Source organism: Enterococcus sp. PLH-Efm8, from assembly GCF_053011625.1.
The window spans coordinates 941356-960000 of sequence record NZ_CP172568.1 but is presented as its reverse complement, the minus strand read 5'-3'; the positions used below and the strand labels follow the sequence as shown (position 1 = coordinate 960000).

At 38.9% G+C, this 18645-nt stretch carries 13 protein-coding genes and 1 rRNA gene (1 of these 14 only partly in view); 3 read left to right on the top strand and 11 right to left on the bottom strand.

Annotation, left to right across the window (positions count from 1 at the left end):
- The 4 genes from ACIFUW_RS04770 to gndA all read right to left on the bottom strand — a co-directional run.
- A 16S ribosomal RNA gene (locus ACIFUW_RS04770) occupies positions 1–860 on the bottom strand (it extends 700 nt beyond the left edge of the window).
- A 686-nt stretch (positions 861–1546) separates the two neighbouring features.
- Positions 1547–3052, bottom strand: a complete 1506-nt coding sequence (locus ACIFUW_RS04765; RefSeq protein ID WP_002298265.1) for a HAMP domain-containing sensor histidine kinase — start codon at positions 3050–3052, stop codon at positions 1547–1549.
- On the bottom strand, positions 3049–3735 hold the full coding sequence (locus tag ACIFUW_RS04760) for a response regulator transcription factor (protein WP_002290973.1): 687 nt from the start codon (positions 3733–3735) through the stop codon (positions 3049–3051). Before ACIFUW_RS04760 ends, ACIFUW_RS04765 begins: the two co-directional genes overlap by 4 nt.
- 192 nt (positions 3736–3927) lie before the next feature.
- Entirely contained in the window at positions 3928–5349 is a 1422-nt protein-coding gene (gene gndA, locus ACIFUW_RS04755; protein ID WP_002295350.1) for an NADP-dependent phosphogluconate dehydrogenase, read from the bottom strand.
- 226 nt (positions 5350–5575) lie between these two features.
- On the opposite strand from gndA, the gene ACIFUW_RS04750 reads away from it, so the two are divergent.
- Positions 5576–6871: an ISL3-like element ISEfa5 family transposase gene (locus ACIFUW_RS04750; protein WP_002297185.1), complete on the top strand. Its 1296-nt coding sequence runs from the start codon at positions 5576–5578 to the stop codon at positions 6869–6871.
- Positions 6872–7040: 169 nt separating this feature from the next.
- Here the strand turns inward: ACIFUW_RS04750 and rpmF are convergent, their stop codons facing one another.
- Both rpmF and ACIFUW_RS04740 read right to left on the bottom strand, forming a co-directional pair.
- The gene (rpmF, locus tag ACIFUW_RS04745; RefSeq protein WP_002290970.1) at positions 7041–7220 is read right to left on the bottom strand and encodes a 50S ribosomal protein L32; all 180 of its coding nucleotides are present in this window, start codon (positions 7218–7220) and stop codon (positions 7041–7043) included.
- A gap of 57 nt (positions 7221–7277) precedes the next feature.
- The gene (locus ACIFUW_RS04740; protein WP_002295352.1) at positions 7278–7847 is read right to left on the bottom strand and encodes a YceD family protein; all 570 of its coding nucleotides are present in this window, start codon (positions 7845–7847) and stop codon (positions 7278–7280) included.
- Positions 7848–8032: 185 nt separating this feature from the next.
- On the opposite strand from ACIFUW_RS04740, the gene ACIFUW_RS04735 reads away from it, so the two are divergent.
- A complete protein-coding gene (locus tag ACIFUW_RS04735) occupies positions 8033–8935 on the top strand; it encodes a LysR substrate-binding domain-containing protein (protein ID WP_002295354.1) in 903 nt (300 codons plus the stop codon).
- Positions 8936–8969: 34 nt separating this feature from the next.
- Here the strand turns inward: ACIFUW_RS04735 and pyk are convergent, their stop codons facing one another.
- From pyk to dnaE, 3 genes are all read right to left on the bottom strand, one after another.
- Positions 8970–10754 (bottom strand): pyruvate kinase, encoded by a 1785-nt coding sequence (gene pyk, locus ACIFUW_RS04730; RefSeq protein ID WP_002295355.1) that lies wholly within the window; start codon positions 10752–10754, stop codon positions 8970–8972.
- A gap of 73 nt (positions 10755–10827) precedes the next feature.
- Entirely contained in the window at positions 10828–11790 is a 963-nt protein-coding gene (pfkA, locus tag ACIFUW_RS04725; RefSeq protein WP_002304759.1) for a 6-phosphofructokinase, read from the bottom strand.
- Between the two features lie 167 nt (positions 11791–11957).
- The gene (gene dnaE / locus ACIFUW_RS04720; RefSeq protein WP_002303521.1) at positions 11958–15272 is read right to left on the bottom strand and encodes a DNA polymerase III subunit alpha; all 3315 of its coding nucleotides are present in this window, start codon (positions 15270–15272) and stop codon (positions 11958–11960) included.
- 230 nt (positions 15273–15502) lie between these two features.
- Here dnaE and ACIFUW_RS04715 point away from each other — a divergent pair, with 230 nt between their 5' ends.
- Entirely contained in the window at positions 15503–15688 is a 186-nt protein-coding gene (locus ACIFUW_RS04715) for a YjzD family protein (protein WP_002295359.1), read from the top strand.
- 61 nt (positions 15689–15749) lie between these two features.
- Here ACIFUW_RS04715 and ACIFUW_RS04710 read toward each other — a convergent pair whose 3' ends face one another.
- Together ACIFUW_RS04710 and ACIFUW_RS04705 are read right to left on the bottom strand one after the other, a co-directional pair.
- Positions 15750–16946, bottom strand: coding sequence for a multidrug efflux MFS transporter (locus ACIFUW_RS04710; RefSeq protein ID WP_002290958.1), 1197 nt, complete (start codon positions 16944–16946; stop codon positions 15750–15752).
- Positions 16947–17080: 134 nt separating this feature from the next.
- Positions 17081–18541 carry an NCS2 family permease gene (locus tag ACIFUW_RS04705; RefSeq protein ID WP_169040277.1) on the bottom strand — a complete coding sequence of 487 codons (1461 nt, stop codon included), beginning with the start codon at positions 18539–18541 and terminating at the stop codon, positions 17081–17083.
- Positions 18542–18645: the final 104 nt, after the last annotated feature.

Genomic DNA, 18645 nt, shown 5'->3' with positions numbered 1-18645 from the left:
AACCCTCCAACACTTAGCACTCATCGTTTACGGCGTGGACTACCAGGGTATCTAATCCTGTTTGCTCCCCACGCTTTCGAGCCTCAGCGTCAGTTACAGACCAGAGAGCCGCCTTCGCCACTGGTGTTCCTCCATATATCTACGCATTTCACCGCTACACATGGAATTCCACTCTCCTCTTCTGCACTCAAGTCTCCCAGTTTCCAATGACCCTCCCCGGTTGAGCCGGGGGCTTTCACATCAGACTTAAGAAACCGCCTGCGCTCGCTTTACGCCCAATAAATCCGGACAACGCTTGCCACCTACGTATTACCGCGGCTGCTGGCACGTAGTTAGCCGTGGCTTTCTGGTTAGATACCGTCAAGGGATGAACAGTTACTCTCATCCTTGTTCTTCTCTAACAACAGAGTTTTACGATCCGAAAACCTTCTTCACTCACGCGGCGTTGCTCGGTCAGACTTTCGTCCATTGCCGAAGATTCCCTACTGCTGCCTCCCGTAGGAGTTTGGGCCGTGTCTCAGTCCCAATGTGGCCGATCACCCTCTCAGGTCGGCTATGCATCGTGGCCTTGGTGAGCCGTTACCTCACCAACTAGCTAATGCACCGCGGGTCCATCCATCAGCGACACCCGAAAGCGCCTTTCAAATCAAAACCATGCGGTTTTGATTGTTATACGGTATTAGCACCTGTTTCCAAGTGTTATCCCCTTCTGATGGGCAGGTTACCCACGTGTTACTCACCCGTTCGCCACTCCTCTTTTTCCGGTGGAGCAAGCTCCGGTGGAAAAAGAAGCGTTCGACTTGCATGTATTAGGCACGCCGCCAGCGTTCGTCCTGAGCCAGGATCAAACTCTCATAAAAAGTTCGAACAATCTTGCGATTGTTAAGCTCAATTTGTTTGCTAGCATATTGCTTGCTTGTTAAAAATGTTTGTTGTCTTGAATTGAATCAAGACGCCCTACACATTTGGTTTGTCTTACTTTGTTCAGTTTTCAAAGGTCTAATCTTTTTGTTTCAACAACTCTTTAATCTTATCAGATTCAGAAGAGAATGTCAACAACTTCTTTGTTTATTTTTTCTAAACGTCTTTGTCACTCATTAGCAGCGACTTGATTATCATATCATCTTTATTGTTATTTGTCAACAACTTTTTCGAAGTTTTTTTCGATAAAATCAAGCTTTATTAGCTACCTCATCCAAACGACTTCGTTATTATAACATGACATCAAAAGTGCGTCAACCCTATTTTTTATAATTTTTAGTGACACCTTAAAGGAATCATTTAGAACAAATAATAATATAGCAATCTCTTTATAAAATTGCAATAGAAAATTCCCTATTTTTATTTATTATTTTTAAACACGAATATTACAGCATTTCATTGTTTTTTCGTTCATCTAAAAGCTACTTACGTTTAATTAACGGATGTTATTCTATTTAATTGTTCGCTAGTTTTTTTTATAATGACATCCCTGAATTTCTAACTTGCTTGTATTTTGTACCTTATTCTTTGTTGGATATATAAAAAAACAAGTAAAGCACATGCTTTACTTGTCTTCTGCCTTTGCGATAGGAATAAAGATTCTAAAAATTGTCCCTTGCCCTACTACACTTTCTGCTAAGATACGTCCTTTATAGTTTTCAACCAGTTGTTTAGCGATAGACAACCCCAGACCATTTCCACCCTTCGTTCTAGCTCTTGCTTTATCCACTCGATAAAAACGATTGAAGATCTTATTAAGGTCTTCTTTGGGTATTCCTTCGCCAAAGTCCTGAATCGCGATCTCAAATTCATTCAGAGTGGAAGAAATAGAGATATGGACTTCTTTTCGTGTAGTTGAATACTTTACTGCGTTATCCAATATGATAATGATTAATTGTTCAAAGTGATTACGATAAATTTGCAGGGTCACTTCTTTTGTCAAATCATCATCTAAAGTGATCACATAGTCTGGATATAATATCTTGAAATTATTATAAACTTGATAGGTGACTTCTTTTCCTTTAGTTGTTTCATTCGCATAATGAACATCTACTTGTTCTGCTCTTGATAAGTCTAGCATCTCTTGAACTAAGCTTTTCATACGGCTAATTTCTTGCATGCTGGCGCTTAATGATTCTTCTAATATCTCAGGATCATCTTTCCCCCAACGATTTAGCAGACTAAGATGCCCTTCAATAATTGCAACAGGTGTCCTTAACTCATGAGATACGTCTTCCACGAATTGCTCTTGTTGTTCAATATACAAACGCATACGGTCAAGCATCTCATTGAATATTTCAGCTAAATCTGCCAATTCATCATTTGTGTCGATTTCAGGCATGTGGATATCTGATTGCGGATCTTTACGTATAGTATCCATTGTATCTCTGAGTACCTTGAGTGGTTTTAAGAAATAAGAAGATAAAAAGAAACCTAAAATACTACTTAAGATCAAAGAAACAACTTCTAAAACAATAAGAGTCAATAATAGCTTATTTCGAATATCATAGAAAGAAGATAATTCATAGAAGCTTTGCGCATAGCCGATCTTTTCTCTTGTACCTTTAGAATATATAGGCTGGATAGATAAAAAGCCAGTTTTTCCTTCTAGTGTAACGATCGTTGGAACTTTACGTGTAGTCTGAATCAGGTTTCGACTGTTTTCATGGGTTTTAAAAATCAAGTTCTCGTCCAAATCATAAACATAAAGATCCATTGATGGCTGCCCTAGCTCAGCTATAAAGGAATCGATCTTCATTAAGTTTCCTTCGACCAGTGAAGTATGATCTACGACCTCATCTCCGTCATTTGTCGCTTTCGTCAGATTACGATACGTATTTACTAATGTCAGTTCTTCATCCGAGTTAGCCAAACGAGAAGCTACTTCTGAAATCGTACGCTCTACATTGTTTCTTTCTTTTGCCACAATCAGATTGATAGATGATTTATAGGTAATGACAGCGAAAATTGTAAACACAACGAATATGAAGAAAGAACTCGCAAAGGCCCACTTGATTGTCAAGGAGGGCCCTTTCAGTTCTCTTTTTTCCGATTTTTTCGGCTTTATCACGAGCGCATCACATAACCTGTTCCGCGTACAGTTTGGATATAGCTTTCCTCCCCGGGAACGTCAATTTTGTTGCGAAGATAACGAATATATACGTCCACTACGTTTGTTTCAACTTCTGTTTCGTATCCCCACACTTTATTTAGTAAAACGTCACGTGCTAATACCACGTTCACGTTTTCCATTAAAGTAAGCAGCAACTCGTATTCTCTTTTTGTTAGTTCAATTACTTCATTTCCGCGACGTACGACACGGTTTTCTTTTTCGATAGTCAAATCGCGATAAGTAATAGTAGTTTGTTTAGCCACATTTTTATCGCCTTCAATATCGATTCGACGCAACAATGCACGAAGACGTGCTAATAATTCTTCGATAGCAAATGGTTTGACGATGTAGTCATCTGCTCCGTGGTCAAGTCCAGATACACGATCGATCACAGAATCTCTTGCAGTCATCATAATGATTGGTGTATTTTTGACTTGGCGTACACGTCTGCAGACTTCTAAACCGTTCAATTCTGGGAGCATCAGATCCAACAATATGGCATCCCACTCATTATTTAATGCCGCATCTAAACCAGTTCGGCCGTTGTAGTGGACTTCTGCGTTATACCCTTCATGCTTCAACTCTAGCTCGACAAATCGTGCCAAGTTCTTTTCATCTTCAATGATTAGAATATTGCTCATTTATTATTTTATCCTTTCTATTCTACTGGCTTTTTAAAAACTCTATCATTATACCGATAATATGCTTAAAAATCTATAGTCATTTTATCATGGATAGCAATTTTAAAAAAGAGCTGAAGTCTACTCATAACAATCGACTTCAGCTCTTTCGTCCTCTTTTTATTTTCTCATTTCCTAACAGCCGAAAGACTATTATTCTTCATGGTACCATGAGTAATGGAAGATTCCTTCTTTGTCGACACGTTCATAGGTATGTGCGCCAAAGTAATCGCGTTGGGCTTGGATTATATTTGCAGGCAGACGTTCTGCTCTGTATGAATCGAAGTAAGCGATGGCTGATGAGAAAGTCGGTACAGGTACGCCAGCTTGGACAGCCAAGGCAACGACGTCTCTGACTGATTGCTGATATTTTTTCGTGATTTCAACGAAGTAATCATCTAGCAATAAATTTTCGATCTCAGGATTTTTGTCATAGGCATCCGTAATTTTTTGCAAGAATCGAGCTCGGATGATACATCCAGCGCGCCAGATTTTTGCGATTTCACCAAATGGCAAGTCCCAATCAAATTCTTTTGAAGCGACACGTAATTGAGCAAATCCTTGGGCATAACTCATGATTTTACTGAAATACAACGCTTCTCGGATTTTTTCGACCAATTCTTTTTTGTCTCCCGTGAACTCAAAATCGTTCGTACGAGACAAAATCTTGCTTGCTTGTACGCGTTCTTCTTTATAAGCAGAAATATAGCGGGCAAATACAGATTCAGTGATCAATGGAAGTGGCACACCTAAGTCAAGCGCGCTTTGGCTTGTCCATTTACCTGTTCCTTTATTCCCAGCTGCATCAAGGATCACATCTACTACTGGTTTACCTGTTCCTTCATCGTCTTTACGTGTCAGAATGTCAGCAGTGATTTCTATCAAATAGCTGTCTAATTCGCCTTGATTCCATTCTTTAAAGATATCAGCCATTTCTTCTACTGAAAGGTTTAAAATATTCTTCATTAAGTCATAAGATTCAGCAATCAGTTGCATATCTCCATACTCAATACCGTTGTGTACCATTTTCACATAATGTCCGGCTCCATTTGGGCCAATATATGTGACACATGGTGCTCCGTCTTCTGCTTTTGCAGAAATTTGCTCTAAGATTGGTGCAACTAGCGCATAGGCTTCTTTTTGTCCACCAGGCATGATTGAAGGTCCTTTTAAAGCTCCTTCTTCACCACCGGAAACGCCTGTACCGATAAAGTTGATGCCAGAGTTGGCTAACTCTTCATTACGACGCATCGTATCTTTAAAGAATGTATTTCCTCCGTCAATCAAAATATCGCCTTTATCAAGGTGAGGAAGTAACTCTTGGATTGTTGCATCTGTTGCCGGTCCTGCTTTGACCATTAGCAAGATCCGACGTGGTTTCTCGATAGATTCTACAAATTCTTCGATTGTATATGTTGCTTTGAAATTTTTATCTGGGTGTTCTTCTACTACAGCGGTTGTTTTAGCCCCTGTACGATTGAATAAAGCCACTGAATAGCCGCGGCTTTCTATGTTCAAGGCTAGATTTTTACCCATAACGGCCATACCGACAACGCCGATTTGTTGTTTTGACATATGAACTCCTCCTACATACGGGATTTCTCCCTAATCTCTTACATTATAGCTTAACACGGCTACATTGCAAACTAAAGAACAACATATTTTGGCTCTATAATTTATGGGACTGATGAATCAGAATTGATTCTTCAGCCCCATTTTTATTTTAGGTATTAAAAAACATATCGTTCTCTAGTATGATTAAATCACGACAAAATAAACAACTGAGAGGACGATATGCTATATGAATGATTCTATCAAAAAAATGCTGCGATTAATAGAGAAAGATTTGATGATTACAGAGGTCTCTTACGAGACCTTTCAGAAGAAAAAGACGTTGATCGTCGATGCTGTTTTCTCACCTGCTCCCCATACCTGTAGAAATTGTGGTTCTACTGTGGTAGATGGAAACGGGAAAGTAATTGTAGTGAAAAATGGGAAGAAGGAAACGATTGTCCGCTTTGAACAATACAATCACATGCCTTTGGTTATGCGCTTAAAAAAGCAGCGCTATACCTGTAAAAACTGTCGAACCCATTGGACGGCTCAAAGTTATTTTGTTCAACCCAGACATTCAATCGCGAATCATGTCAGATATAAAATTGCTTCTTTACTGACTGAAAAAGTATCTTTATCTTTTATTGCGAAAAATTGTCAGGTATCTTTGACCACCGTTATTCGTACGTTGAAAGAGTTTAAAAGCTACTTACCAAAGCAATCTAAGAGGATTCTCCCCAGAGTATTGATGGTTGATGAATTTCGTTCGCACGCTTCCATAGAAGATAAAATGAGCTTTATTTGCGCAGATGGCGAAACAGGACAATTAATTGATGTCTTGCCTACGCGTAAATTGCCTCGATTAACAAGCTATTTCTTAGGCTGCGCTAATCCTGAAGAAGTAAAATTTTTAGTCACAGACATGAACGCCGCCTACTTCCAGCTTACCAAACGTATTCTGCCAAATGCGAAAGTAGTGATTGATCGGTTTCATATTATCAAACACATGAATCAAGCCTTTAATGAGTTGCGTATCCGTGAAATGAATGAACTTCGTAAAGTAGGACAGAAAAGTCAGGCAGAAAAACTGAAAAAGAACTGGCGCTTTTTGCTAAAAAATCGTGCAAACATCAACCATTATGAATACAAAACATGGAAAAGTTTTCGAGCACCAAAATACCCATTTCTTACGGAAGCGATGATGATTGATCGATTGCTTGGCTTTTCTACGTCCCTGAAGGAGGCGTATCCCTATTTTCATGAATTAGTTGAAGCCTTTCGAGACAAAGACCCTGACTTATTTTTCTCCTTATTGGCAGAACTTCCCGAAACGTTAGATGACGGCTTTCGGGAAAAGCTCCAAAACCTTCTGACCTATGAAGAAGGCATCACCAACGCGATGATCTATCCTTACACCAATGGAAAAATAGAAGCGAAGAATACCCATATAAAGACAATGAAACGAGTATCCTACGGATTTAAATCATTTGAGAACATGAGAATTAGAATCTTTTTGATCAATCAATTAATCAAAGTAAGATAACAAAAAATCTGAGCCAGAATGAGGTTCATTCTGACCCAGATTTGATTTTGTACAACCCATCAGTCCTTATTGACAAAGAGCCCATATTTTTTATTTACCGACTACAAAAAAATAAACCTCAAGGCTCCATGGTTAGCCTTGAGGTTTTACATTTTCTAATTAAAATGTATTAAGCTTCTTTTGACATTACGTCCTTACCATCATAGTAACCACAATTTGCACATACGTGATGGCTTTTTTTCATTTCACCACAGTTTGGACATTCGTTTAACCCTTTGATTGTCAATTTGTAGTGTGTACGACGTTTTGCTTTTTTAGCTTTTGATGTTCTTCTAGCTGGTACTGCCATTTTGCTACACCTCCTTGTAAAGTCTTGTATCTAAATTAGACACAATATATTCCAATCTTACTTGTTATCGTCGTCTTTTGATTTAGAATCAAAAAGTTCAGATAGTTTTGCAAGACGAGGATCAATTTTATTCTCGGCTTCTTCCATTTTTCTGCGCTGGTATTCTTCTTCGGAAACAACTTCCCAATCATTGCCTTTTGGAAGTTCTGTTGCTGCTTCCTCTTCTTTTGTCAATACCCGCATTGGAATCGCCAATAAGATGTTGTCTTCAATCGACTCTGCTAAATTCAATAATGGACCTTCAATTAGCAAAATCTCATCTGCAGACATTTGTTCATCTCTACTTTGGAATTGTTCTTCTGTCATGAATACTTCGTCTACAGAAAAATCCATGGGCAGTTCAACAGGTTCTAGTGAACGTGTTGAAGGAACTGTCAAAGTCGTCTGCACAGTGTAATGAACGATATAGCCTTTCTTATCAACTGAGACCAAACCTTCGACTTCCACTGGCGCAACATCAAGTATTAAATTGTCTCGCTTCATGAGAGCGGCTTTCAAGTCGAGCGTCTCATGAAAAGTTAACGGTGTCTCCTGGTATTTTCTCAATTCCAATAAAGACCATTTCATTTTTCATCACTCCTAAGCAACAAAAGCAATTATACAGGGCAAAAAGCATGTTGTCAATGAAATTTTCTTGACACCTTGCAGTTCATAAAAAAACAGAAAAATCTTTATTAGAAAGCCTCTGTTTGCTATCATCCTCAGAATCATTTACAATAATCATTATTCCATTAAAGGAGCGGATGATCTTCATGAACACGAAAGATATCGAATACTATGTCCAAATCGTCAAACAAAAAAATTTTACGAAAGTGGCTAATTATTTCCGTGTGAGCCAACCTACTATTACATATGCATTACAACGTCTTGAAAAAGAGTTTGACACCGTACTTATTACAAGAGATCGATCGCATCACGAATTAATCGTCACGCCTTCTGGAAAGCAGCTGTTTCTCCATGCACAAACCATTCTCCAAGAGATTTCTACTGCAAGAGCTGAAATCACTCAGTTGCAAAAGAAAAAGCTTCGTTTTGGCATGCCTCCTATTATCGGCAATGAATACTTTCCTAAACTGTCAAGTTACTTTATCAAGCATGAATTGATGAATCAAATTGAGATTACCGATGGAGGCTCTCGGGACTTATACGGGATGATCCGACAAGGGAGGATCGATTTAGCTGTATTAGGCTCAACACAGCCAATCGTGGATCAATATTTAGAAACAGAGTTACTTTTGGACAAACGTTTCATGATCGTCGTGCCACCTACACATCCTCTTTCCAAGCAGGATACTGTCTCTTTCAAAGATATAGCAGATGAACAGTTTGTACTATTGAACGAACATTATGTCCACCCCGCAGCATTCACTAAGCTTTCTAAACAAACACATACTCATCCAAAAGTTGTTTATCAAAGCAATGACTTGACGATTTTAAAGAGTATGGTCCGAGAAAATGTGGGTATCGGTTTTTTGGCAGAGATTGCTGTCCATCCTGAAGATCATTTAGTTTGCCTCCCTCTTTCAGATGAAGTTCAGCCTCGCTTCTTGATTTCATTGGCAAAACGAACACAGCAGATCGTCACGCCTCTTCAAGAACAAGTAGTCCAAGTTATCCATGAATTCGTTACAGCACAAAAAAACAGCTCTTCGTAAAAGAAGAGCTGTTTTTATTTTTTATTAAGCTAAATTAGATAGCTGTTGTTTCGCCACGGTAAACGATGCCGCGACGTGAATCAACGGTAATCAATTCACCTTCTGTAATTGTTGTTGTTGCGCCTTTAGCACCAACGATTACAGGAATATCTTGTGCAATTCCTACAACTGCAGCGTGAGAAGTCAATCCGCCTTCTTCAACGATAACAGCAGCTGCTTTTTCGATTGCAGGCATATATTCTTTGTCAGTTGATGGTACAACTAGAACCATTCCGTCTTTTGCTTTTTTTACAGCTTCTTCAGCAGATGAAGCAATAACTGCATTTGCAACGACAGATTTTTGTCCAACGCCTTGAGCTTCTAATAATTTAGAACCAATCATTTGAATTTTCATCACGTTAGTTGTTCCGCGTTCACCAACTGGTACACCAGCAGTGATCAAGATTAAATCGCCTTCTGATGCGAAACCTAATTCAACAGCTTTTTTAGCTGCTAGTTCAAACATTTCATCAGTTGTTGATGGTTTTTCAGCAACTGTTGGGTAAACGCCCCAGTTTAACATCAAACCACGTTTTGTGCGTTCGTCAAAAGTAACAGCCAAGATATCTGCATCTGGACGATATTTTGAAATCATTTTTGCAGTGTATCCTGATTCAGTTGCAGCAACGATTGTTTTCACGCCTAGATTTTTTGCAGCACGAGCTACAGATAAACCGATTGTTTCAGTTACATCTGTTTTATCGAATTCGTTCAATTGGAATGTACCTAATTCTGATAATGCATTTTCAGCTTCTTGGTCGATACGTGCCATTGTTGAAACAGCTTCAACTGGGTAGTCCCCGTTTGCAGATTCACCAGATAGCATTGTTGCATCTGTGCCATCAAATACAGCGTTAGCAACGTCAGAAGCTTCCGCACGTGTTGGACGTGGGTTTTCTTGCATTGATTCTAACATTTGTGTAGCAGTGATAACTGGGATACCAGCAGCATTACATTTTTTGATAATGCGTTTTTGAACCATTGGTACTAGTTCAGCTGGGATTTCAACACCCATATCTCCGCGGGCAATCATAACACCGTCAGAAACTTTGATGATTTCGTCAATGTTGTCGATACCTTCTTGAGATTCGATTTTAGGGAAGATTTGAACATGAGTCATGTCTTTTTCTTCTAAGATTTCGCGGATATCTAGAACGTCTTGTGCTTTACGTACAAAACTTGCAGCGATAAAGTCGATATCGTTGTCTAAACCAAAACGAATATCGTCAGCATCTTTTGGAGTAATACCTGGCAAACTAATAGAAACGCCTGGTGCATTTACCCCTTTACGTGATCCTAGCATACCTGCATTTTTAACTTCTACGACTAATTCACGGTTTGCTTCGTCTTTTTCAATGATTTGCATATCGATCAAACCATCATCAAATAAAATGTGTCCGCCAACGTGAACATCGTCAAATAATCCTGGGTAAGTAACCGCGATTTTTTCTTTTGAACCTACATGTTCAGGATCCATAGAGATGCGTGTTTGATCTCCTACTTCAAATTTGATGTATCCTGCACGACCAAAATCAGCTTCTGTTGTGCCTTGAACAGTTGTACGGATTTCAGCTCCTTTTGTATCTAAAAGAATACCGACATCTTTTCCTGTCTTTTTAACTGCTTCACGGACCATAGTCATACGTGATAATTGTTCTTCATGGTCACCATGAGAAAAATTAAAGCGGAAGACATTTGCCCCAGATTCAATCAATTGAGAAATAATTTCTACTGAGTTACTTGCTGGTCCTAATGTACTAACGATTTTGGTTTTTTTCATTTAAAAAACTCTCCCATTCAATTTTGTTTATTTAAAGCTGTACACAGCTTAAATAGCTTGGTTTCTTTCACTCTTAAAATGAAAGTGAATTATTTAGATCATATAGTGATAAGTCTGGTTTATGTTTGTTGTTTTCAAGTGTATCAATGATGTCAGACGCAACGATTTCGTTGTCATGGATACCGACACATAATCCACCTTTTCCTTCTTGAAGCAATTCGACAGCGTAAGCACCGAATTTACTTGCCAACACGCGGTCGCGTGCGCTTGGTGCTCCACCACGGACAACGTGTCCCAAGATAGATACACGTGTATGATAGTCACCAAATTCTGAAAGTTTCTCAGCGAATTCATTTCCGCCCATTACACCTTCAGCCAAGATGATCAAGCAATGTTTCTTCCCGCGATCGCGGCCTTCTTGGATTTTTTTAGCAACTGAAGCCATATCAAAATCATGTTCTGGGATGATGATTTCATCCGCTCCGCCAGCCACACCTGACCATAAAGCGATGTCTCCTGCATTGCGTCCCATTACTTCGATAACGAATGTACGAACATGAGAAGTCGCTGTGTCACGAATACGGTCAATTGATTCTAGTACTGTATTGATTGCTGTATCAAAACCGATTGTGAAATCAGTCCCAGGAATATCATTATCGATTGTTCCAGGAATACCTACTGCTGGGAAACCGCGTTTTGTCAAAGCCATTGCGCCATGATAAGAGCCGTCTCCTCCGATAACCACTAGACCTTCGATTCCGAATTTTTTCAATTGTTCGATTCCTTTTAATTGACCTTCTTCAGTTGCAAATTCTGGATAACGTGCAGAATACAAGAATGTACCACCACGTTGGATCTTGTCACCTACATCTGCCACATCAAGACGACGAATATCTCCAGCAACTAAACCGGCAAAACCATAATTGATCCCGTATACTTCCAGTCCTTCGTAAATACCTTTACGAACAACGGCACGAACAGCTGCATTCATTCCAGGTGCGTCTCCGCCACTGGTCAAAATTCCGATGCGTTTCATAATAAACATTCACCTCATTAAAATACTTTATCCTAAGTATGACTTAGGTTTACAACCATTTTTGCGTTAACCACGACTAACATTCTAACATTATTTTTCTCACTTGTCTTGATTTACGGATAAAAAAATGAAAAAAAATGAAAGCAAGTAGTATTTTTTACCGTAAGTTATTTGAAAACCACATTATCTTCGCCAAGCAGATAAATAAGTTGCCCCTTTATACTCTTGCTGTCATCCACCCAATAAGCATCTGACAGAACTACTTTTCGTTGCGTTTTTTCGTGATACATAACTACTGGTATATATCCTGGGTGTTTCTGAAAAATCACTTGTAATTGTTTCATTATCTCGGGATCTTCCCGTTCTTCTGTAATACGCAAATAGCAAGTTTGTGAAGGATACTGGGCTTCTAACTGGTTAGGATCAGCAAAGCTTTCTCCAATTAGTTGCAGTTCCTGATTATATTTGCTGATTTCGCTCCGCCCTTGAACAAAGATCACTCGATCAACGGCAAACAAATTACGATATTTACGATAAAGAGTTGGAAAAACTGTGACAGAAATTTCTCCACTACTGTCGGTTCCTTCAACAAAGGCCATCAGTTCTCCTTTTTTTGTCCGAATTTCTCTAACTTCCTTGATCATCACTAATAAATTGACTGGTTGATTAGGGACGATATCTGTAATCAGCTGAACTTGTTTAGCTAAACGAAGACGATCAAACCCTTCTGCAGGATGACCTGACAAATAAATACCTAAGTACTCCTCTTCCAGCTTCAAGCGTTCTTCTAGTGTATAGTCAGCGACTTCTTCTTCTTTTAATGCCATGATTCCCAGCAAGTCAAGACTTCCACCACTGTAAACGATATTTTGGATTTTTCCTTCGAGATCAAGCATCAATTGTTTCCTGTTAGGAGATAATTCATCAAAAACTCCTACTGCTGTCAGTGATTGCAGTAACTCTAATTTCAGCCAACGCTTATCGATCCGTATGAGGAATTGATCCACTGACTGGAACGGGCCATTTTGTTTTCTTTCGTTTAATATATCTTCTACAAAATCACGCCGAATACCTTTTATCGCTGTCAGTCCGAATCTGATTTCTTCCTTATTGACCAACTCAAAACTGGAATTACTTTGATTAATGGACGGCGAGGAAAGTTTGAGTTTATTTTTACGTGCTTCTGCAATATATTCTTTCAATTTTGATGTGTTATGCCGAACAGAATTCATCAGGCTGGTAAAGAAAGCACCTGGATGATGGGCTTTTAGATACGCCATTTGGAATCCCACGAATGAATAAGCAAATGCATGTGACCGATTGAATCCATAGTTTGCAAATTTTTCGATATATTCATATACGGTCGCTGCTGTTTTTTCCGAATATCCCTGTTGTAATGCTCCTGATACAAAATGCGACTTTTCTTCATCTAATACGTCTTTTTTCTTTTTACTCACTGCCCGTCGCAGAATATCTGACTGCCCTAATGTAAATCCAGCCATAGTCGAGGCGATCTGCATGATTTGTTCCTGATAGACGATCACTCCATATGTGTTTTTCAAAATCGGGATCAGTGAATCATCTGGGTAGCGAATGGCTTCTTTTCCTTTCTTCCTGGCAATGAAGGTATCTATATTTTGCATAGGGCCTGGTCGATACAATGCATTGACTGCGGCAATATCTTCGATGTTTTCTGGATCTAATCTTCGTAAAACGTTCCGGATACCAGCAGATTCAAATTGAAATACTCCTGAGGTTTCGCCTCGTTGAAACAAGAGCAGCGTTTTTGCATCATTTAGCGGGATCTCTTTTAATCGGATCTCATACCCTTCTACTCGCTTAACAGCTTTCAAAGTAAAATCAATAATCGATAAGTTGCGTAGTCCTAAAAAGTCCATTTTCAAAAGACCGATTGCTTCTACCTCATTCATCGTATACTGGGTCAGAAAAGCTTCATCAGAACCGCGTTGGAGCGGAACTAGTTCAAGTAGATTCTTATCGCTGATAACTACACCTGCTGCGTGAGTCGAAACATGTCTTGGCAATCCTTCTAAAATCACTGCAGTTTTGAATAAAAGTTGGTTTTTTTCGCTTGCCTGAACTAATTCTACTAATTGATGCGAAGTTTTATAAGCTTGGGTCAATGTGATTTTCAATTGATTGGGTATTGCTTTTGACCAGCGGTTTGCTTCACTTTGCGATAAACCAAACACTCTAGCTGCATCTCTAAGAACCATTTTTGCTGCCATTGTGCCAAATGTTGCGATTTGTGCCATATGATATTGTCCATACTTTTCTCGAACATAATTCAATACTTCTTCACGTCGATTGTCAGGAATATCCAAATCGATATCTGGCATCGTAAAGCGTTCGGGGTTTAAAAAGCGTTCGAACAGCAAATCATATTCTAATGGATCCACATCTGTGATTTCTAACACATAGGCTACTAATGAACCCGCAGCAGAACCACGACCTGCACCGGTAACGATTTTGTTTCTATGAGCAAAAGCCATTACATCCCATACGATCAAGAAATAATCATCGAATCCCATTTGATGGATGACAGATAACTCGTAGTCCAAACGTTCTTGGTATTCCTTTGTATAGTCAGTGATTCGGCGTTCCACTTGCGAATAGCATAACTCTCTTAAATATTCTCCAGCTTGTTTTCCATTAGGAACTGGATAATGCGGAAGTAATTTCTGATGGAACTGGAATTCAAATGAAATCGATTCAGCTAAACGCTGGGCGCCTATTACAGCTTGGGAAAGACCCGCTTTTTCGAATCGTTTGATCATTTCTTGTTCTGAAAGAAGATAGACATTTGCTGTTAGTGGTAAAGATGCAGATAAATTTTCTAAAGGTATTTGGCTTCCCTCTTTGATATGTTTCATCACTTCAAGTGCAAAAAGTTCTTCTTGTTGTAAACTAGCGATGGGATGTAATGCACAAAGCGAATAATTTTCTTTTATCACATACTGATACCATTCAGGCAATTGATCAGGCGTGTTTTCTGTCAAGCCGATATAAAAATTTCTAGTAAAAACATTTTCAAGTAAAAACTGCCAATGACCGAAAAAGTTATCCTCTTTATTGAAAGCCTCAGAAACAGAATGATTTGCCGGAACAACAAACGCTAGATGGTCGGTTTCTGTCATTTCTGCAAGTTCCAATTTTTCTTGGATCATTTTTCGGCTGGAAAGTTTCATCAGCTGCTGATAACCTATTTCATCTTTTGCGTACGCAAGCAAGCCATAATTTTTTTCTTCATAAGTATAACTAAGATGTAATCCAATGATTGGCTGTACTCCTTCTTCTACACAAATACGATAGAATTCAGGTGCACCGTATAAGACATCTTTATCCGTTATGGCTAATGAAGTGTAGCCTTGTTTTTTTGCTTCTTGTACATATTCTCGAATACGTATCGTACTTTGTAAAAGAGAATAAGAAGTAATTGTATAAAGTTGTGGGAAAAACATCTTGCATTCCGCCTTTTTTTTCGTTAAAATTCACTAGCGTTAAAAGGTTTGATCCTTTTACTTTCATTAAGATAGCAGGCGCTGAAGTTGATTATTCCACTTCATTTGCTTGCTTGTAATCTGTAGGAATGAGTTCTTTCGCAAGAACTCAAATTTTATTGAGATTTGGTCTCGTTTCTTTACATTCAAAGAAAATCTGGTAAAATTAAGATAGAAAAGAGGTGTTCTTTATGCGATATATCGTTACATTATTCTGGGCTGTCGTTCTAGGTCAAGTAGTCGGTTATATTGGTGCTGCATTAACAAGCGGAACATATGATTTTACTTTGACAACAATCATTTCATTCATTGCGGGTGTCATTATCCTTTTGATTGGTGCAGTTGCGCCAAGAAAAGAAACCTCTGCCCATTCGTAAAAAAACAGCCAAGAGCTTGAGATTTCTCAAGCTCTTTTTTATTTTCTACTCCTCACCACCATTATAATCTGCTGCGAAGAACTTTACGAAAGTTGAATAAAGAAAGAAGAATATTTGACAGAACAAACAAACTTGTCACAATAAAAACAGCACTGTAATTATAAGCATGCGCGACTGTCGATCCTAGCATGGGACCTAAAACTTGTCCAAAGTTGCTAAACATCTGATTGTAGCTATAGATTCGGCTGACTCCTTCTTGAGGCGTAATCTTACTGATCAGTGTATTGACAGAAGGCATCAAAGCGCCAGTTGAAAAGCCTAAAATAAAGCGAAGTATACCTAATTGGAGCGGTGTAGTGACGAATGCCATAGGTAAATAACAGCAAAATGATAAAATGAGTCCTCCAATTAGAACTTTTTGATTCCCAATCTTATCCCCTAGTTTTCCTAGTTTCGGTGAAGAAAAGACAGCGGAAACACCAGCTATCGAAACAATCAAGCCGCTGACAAAAAGGATATTTTCTGTACTTCCGCTCAATTCACGAATATATAAGGTCAAAATAGGGCTGATCGTAGTGATTCCTATCTGTAAAATCAAGGTCGTAATGAAGAGACCGATCAAAATAGAGAGATGATCCATTTTTGAAAAAATTTCTTTGGTGCTTATCAGATCTTTTTTCTCGATTGGATGGAAATCTTCTTTGACTAAGAAAATGGTCAATACCGTTGTGATCATCAACAAAGCCCCTGTGATCAAGAATACATTTTCCATACCAAACCACTGAGCCAGTGCACCGCCCATTGAAGGTCCGATCAGATTTCCAGCAATCGCTCCGGTAGACAATGTTCCTAACGCCCATCCGCTCTTTTCTCTAGGTGCCTGTGAAGCAATCATCGCTGTGGCATTTGGAATATATCCAGACAAAATCCCATTCCAAAACCGCATGATCAAAAGCCAATACGCGTTTGGTACAAAAGCCAAAGATCCCATTGTTAATGTCATCCCTGCTGCTGCACGGATCATCATGAGTTTTCGGCCTTTTCGATCAGCTAGATTTCCCCAGATTGGTGCAACCACGGCAGATGCAAAAGCAGTCACAGAGATTGCTAGTCCCGAAAACAATTCGATTTGATCTTTTGGTGTTCCTAGTTGCTCAACATAAACTGGTATGAATGGCATAACTAAACTAATACTTGCACCAGTGAAAAAACAGCCAATCCACGCAATCACTAAATTTTTTCTCCAATTAATCTCCATCTATCATCCCTCTTTCGTCTCTTTTATCATACCTATTTTCGAATAAACAAGCAACGATCTCGCCAGTAAAAAGAGAAAAATCCCGCAAAGGTCATTTTATATGTAACGTTCTTTTTATGTAAAACAAAAAGAGATCAGAACAAATACTGTTCCAATCCCTTCTCTTTAGTTAAAATGATGAAGTTGATAATGAATAAAATATCAACGATCCACAAAGCAACAGAAACTTGATTGTATTTTCCTTTGATTACTTTCACAATTGTATAGAAAATAAATCCTGCTGCAATCCCATAGGAAATGCTATAGCACAATCCCATAAAGATCGATGCAAAGAAGGCCGGTAAAGCTTCTTCCATATCTAGCCATTTGATGTCTGCAAAAGAAGCCATCATCATTACTCCAACTAAAATCAATGCTGGCGCAGTTGCTTGATTTGGTACAATGGCGATCAGTGGAGAGAATAAACTACTTAATGCGAATAGCACTGCCACTACTACTGAAGTCAAACCAGTACGTCCACCGGCCCCGATCCCAGCTGCAGATTCGACATAAGTTGTTGTATTCGATGTACCAAAGATAGCCCCCACAGAAGTAGCGATCGCATCGGCAAATAGTGCTTTATCCATTTTTGTTTTGAACCCACGACCATCTTCCAACGCGATCTCGTCTTCTTTTGAGAAAATACCTGTGCGGCGTCCTGTACCGATAAATGTTCCGATCGTATCGAAAGTATCAGATAAACTGAATGCGATGATCGTCATCAATACTTGAGGAATCTTGGAAGAATCACTGAATAAAGATTGCATGCCTTCAGAACCAAATGCTGCACCGAAAGTTGTTCCTAATTCTTTAAATGAATTACCTAACGAATTCGTTTGCCAATCAATGGAACTTAAATCAACAACACCCATAAAAATACCAAGGACTGTGGTCGCTACGATACCGATAAGAATAGCCCCACGGACATTTTTTACAACTAAAATGGCTGTCAGTACCAAACCAATCACAGCCAATAAGATAGGAGCGTTGTCAAAGTTGGCTAACGCAGGGACGATTCCACCATTTATCGTAACATTTGTCGCTTTTCCGCCTTCAACGACAGAGCTCGAAATAGCTGACTGGTCTGCTGAAAAAGATAAGAATCCTGCATTTTTGATTCCGACATACGCAACGAAAATACCGATCCCGCCACCAATCGCATGTTGAAGACTTTCGGGAATCGCCCGAATAATCATTTTTCGAATATTTGTGACAGTAATAAAAATATTGATTAATCCGCAAATAAACACCATTGCCAAGGCTTGTTGCCAAGAATAACCAAGCCCAAAAACGACCGTAAAAGTGAAAAATGCGTTCAATCCCATACCAGGTGCCTGAGCATATGGTACATTTGCGAACAATCCCATTACCAGCGTACCAATAATCGATGCAATGATTGTCGCTAGAAATACTGCTTGGAAGGGCATACCTGATGCTGACAAAATCGTCGGATTTACGAATAAGATATAACTCATGGCAAAGAATGTCGTTACTCCCGCCATTATTTCAGTTGATACATTTGTATTGTTTTTCTTTAAACCGAAAAACTTTTCCATAAAAAGTTCCACTCCCTGAATTTTTTTCTGATGGAAAACTATAATAATAAAAAATAAGTAAAATAGGGCAAATCCATCGAACAATTTCAAATTATATAGACGTT

Excerpts from the sequence above, each read along its gene's own strand:
- ACIFUW_RS04760 (WP_002290973.1), bottom strand. The coding sequence starts at position 3,735 with ATGAGCAATATTCTAATCATTGAAGATGAAAAGAACTTGGCACGATTT.
- gndA (WP_002295350.1), bottom strand. The coding sequence starts at position 5,349 with ATGTCAAAACAACAAATCGGCGTTGTCGGTATGGCCGTTATGGGTAAA.
- ACIFUW_RS04750 (WP_002297185.1), top strand. The coding sequence starts at position 5,576 with ATGAATGATTCTATCAAAAAAATGCTGCGATTAATAGAGAAAGATTTG.
- rpmF (WP_002290970.1), bottom strand. The coding sequence starts at position 7,220 with ATGGCAGTACCAGCTAGAAGAACATCAAAAGCTAAAAAAGCAAAACGT.
- ACIFUW_RS04740 (WP_002295352.1), bottom strand. The coding sequence starts at position 7,847 with ATGAAATGGTCTTTATTGGAATTGAGAAAATACCAGGAGACACCGTTA.
- ACIFUW_RS04735 (WP_002295354.1), top strand. The coding sequence starts at position 8,033 with ATGAACACGAAAGATATCGAATACTATGTCCAAATCGTCAAACAAAAA.
- pyk (WP_002295355.1), bottom strand. The coding sequence starts at position 10,754 with ATGAAAAAAACCAAAATCGTTAGTACATTAGGACCAGCAAGTAACTCA.
- pfkA (WP_002304759.1), bottom strand. The coding sequence starts at position 11,790 with ATGAAACGCATCGGAATTTTGACCAGTGGCGGAGACGCACCTGGAATG.
- dnaE (WP_002303521.1), bottom strand. The coding sequence starts at position 15,272 with ATGTTTTTCCCACAACTTTATACAATTACTTCTTATTCTCTTTTACAA.
- ACIFUW_RS04715 (WP_002295359.1), top strand. The coding sequence starts at position 15,503 with ATGCGATATATCGTTACATTATTCTGGGCTGTCGTTCTAGGTCAAGTA.
- ACIFUW_RS04710 (WP_002290958.1), bottom strand. The coding sequence starts at position 16,946 with ATGGAGATTAATTGGAGAAAAAATTTAGTGATTGCGTGGATTGGCTGT.
- ACIFUW_RS04705 (WP_169040277.1), bottom strand. The coding sequence starts at position 18,541 with ATGGAAAAGTTTTTCGGTTTAAAGAAAAACAATACAAATGTATCAACT.